2 protein-coding genes are annotated in these 2148 nt (G+C 72.2%); one reads left to right on the top strand and one right to left on the bottom strand.

Features of this window, described 5'->3' with window-relative positions; all coding sequences use genetic code 11:
* Positions 1–140 precede the first annotated feature (140 nt).
* Complete coding sequence (locus VH969_RS25600) at positions 141–911, top strand: alpha/beta fold hydrolase (RefSeq protein WP_331978617.1); 771 nt, start codon at positions 141–143, stop codon at positions 909–911.
* A gap of 17 nt (positions 912–928) precedes the next feature.
* On the opposite strand, the gene VH969_RS25595 is transcribed toward VH969_RS25600, so the two are convergent.
* On the bottom strand, positions 929–2148 hold a 1220-nt coding region (locus VH969_RS25595), incomplete at its 5' end, for a M20 family metallo-hydrolase (RefSeq protein WP_331978615.1).

Raw genomic sequence — 2148 nt, 5'->3', positions numbered from 1 at the left:
GGGCCCGGTCCGCGGCTGTTCACCGAGCAGGCGCAGGCCCGCAAGCTATCGCTTGCGGCCTGCGAATCATACGAGCACGGCGTCGTCTACCTGAACTACCGAGCGCAGGGGTGACGCCCAGCTTTCGCGGCTACGTCGACGTGGGCGCGCTGGAGTTGTACTGCGAGCGCCACGGCAACGGGCATCCGCTGGTACTGCTCCACGGTGCGTTCGGGACGATCGAGAGCTGCTTCGCCGACCTGCTCCCCGCGCTCGCCCGCGACTTCGAGGTGATATCGGTCGAGCTGCAAGGCCACGGTCGTACCCGTGACGTCGGCCGGCCGCTCACCTACGAGGCCATGGCCGCCGATCTGGCCGCCCTCCTTGACGCGCTCAGCATCCCGCGCGCGCACTTCGCCGGATACAGCATGGGCGGCGCGGTCGCCCTCCAGGTGGCCCTTGATCGTCCCGCGATGGTCGGCCAGCTCGTGTGGTTCGGCGGTGCGAGCTTCGATCCGGGCGGCATATATCCGCAGTACATGGCGGCATTCGACTCGTTCGACCTGCACCAGCTCGACGGGTCGCGATGGCACGAGGCGTACCGCCGGGTCGCGCCCGATCCCGGCGCCTGGACCTCGCTCGTCGCTAAGGTCAATGAGCTCGACCGCTCCGGGGAGCCGTCGTGGCCCAGGAAGCAGCTCGCGGCCCTGCCAACGCCAACGCTGCTGATCAACGGCGATTCCGACGTCGTTCGCCCCGAACATGCCGTGGAGATGTTCCGGCTTATGGGCGCGGACGTGGCCAGCGGTCCGGCCGGCCTGCCGCAAGCCCAGCTCGCCCTGCTTCCCGGCACGTCCCACGAGGGCATGCTCAACCGGGTCGGGTGGCTCTCCTCCATGATCACCCGATTCCTGACATCTCCTCAGCAGTAGGTCCTAGGAGCTGATCTTTACGGGCGGTCTCCTCGGGCGAGTTCCAGCAGCGTCGCCAGCAGGACGTCGGCTCCCGCGGCGATCGCGTCGAAGCTCGTGTACTCGTCTGCGGCGTGACTGCGGCCGCCCCGGCTCGGCACGAAGATCATGCCGGTCGGGCCCAGGTGCGCCATGTTCTGCGAGTCGTGCCCGGCCCGCGAGGGCAGGTCCATCCGGCTGAGCCCCAGGGCGTCGGCCGACTCGCTGATCGCGCGCCGGACGCCGTCGTGCATCGGGACCGGATCGATGAGCGGGTGCCCGTGCCAGGCCGCGGTCACGCGGTGCGCGGCCGCGGTGGCGACGGCGGCGGCCTCCAATCGGTCGCGCAGGGTCGCCAGCCGCTCCCGGTCGGGGTCGCGGAAGTCCAGCGTCAGCGACACCCGGCCGGGGATCACGTTCGCCGCTCCCGGCCAGACCTGCAGGGTCCCGCAGGTGACCACGGCGTCGGCGCTGACCGCGGCGGCCAGGTCGGGGAGCGCCGCGACGAAGGCCGCCGCCCCCGCCAGGGCGTCGTGGCGGCCGGCCATCGGCGTGGTGCCCGCGTGGCCGGGCTCGCCGGCGAATTCCACCCGCGCCCCGCACAGCCCGGTGATGGCCGTGACCACTCCTATATCGGTCCGTTCCTGCTCCAGTCGCGGTCCCTGCTCGATGTGCAGCTCGACGAACGCGTGGATCCGGCCGGGCGGCATTCTCGTGCCGGTGGCGTCCCCGGAGGCCCACCGCCAGCCCGCCAGGACCTCCGTCAGGCGCTCGCCGCGCACGCCGGTGATCGAGTCGAGCTCGGCGCGCCGGTAGCCGTGCGCCAGCCCGAAAGATCCCAGCAGCCGTCCGCCGAAGTAGCCTTCTTCGTCGGCGAACACCGCGGCGCGCACCGGGTGCGGCAGTTCGGTCCCGGCCTCGGCGATGGCCCGGACGCATTCCAGCGCCGCCAGCGCGCCCACGGCGCCGTCGAAGGCGCCGCCCTCCGGCACCGTGTCGAGGTGGGAACCCGTCCAGACCTCGGCCCGTTCCGGGCCGGCCTGCGCAGGTCCGGCGAACATGTTGCCCAGCCCGTCGAGGGTCAGCTCGAACCCGGCGTCACGGCAGCGGGCCGCGTACCAGCTACGGCCCTCGGCGTCCGCAGCCGAGTAGGCCGTCCGGCTGATACCGCCCGCGGGAGTGCGCCCGATCCGGGCCAGCTCCTCGAGATCGGCCCGCA

The organism is Actinophytocola sp. (assembly GCF_036555685.1).
GTDB lineage: Bacteria > Actinomycetota > Actinomycetes > Mycobacteriales > Pseudonocardiaceae > Actinophytocola.
This window is presented reverse-complemented; position numbering and strand designations above follow the sequence as displayed.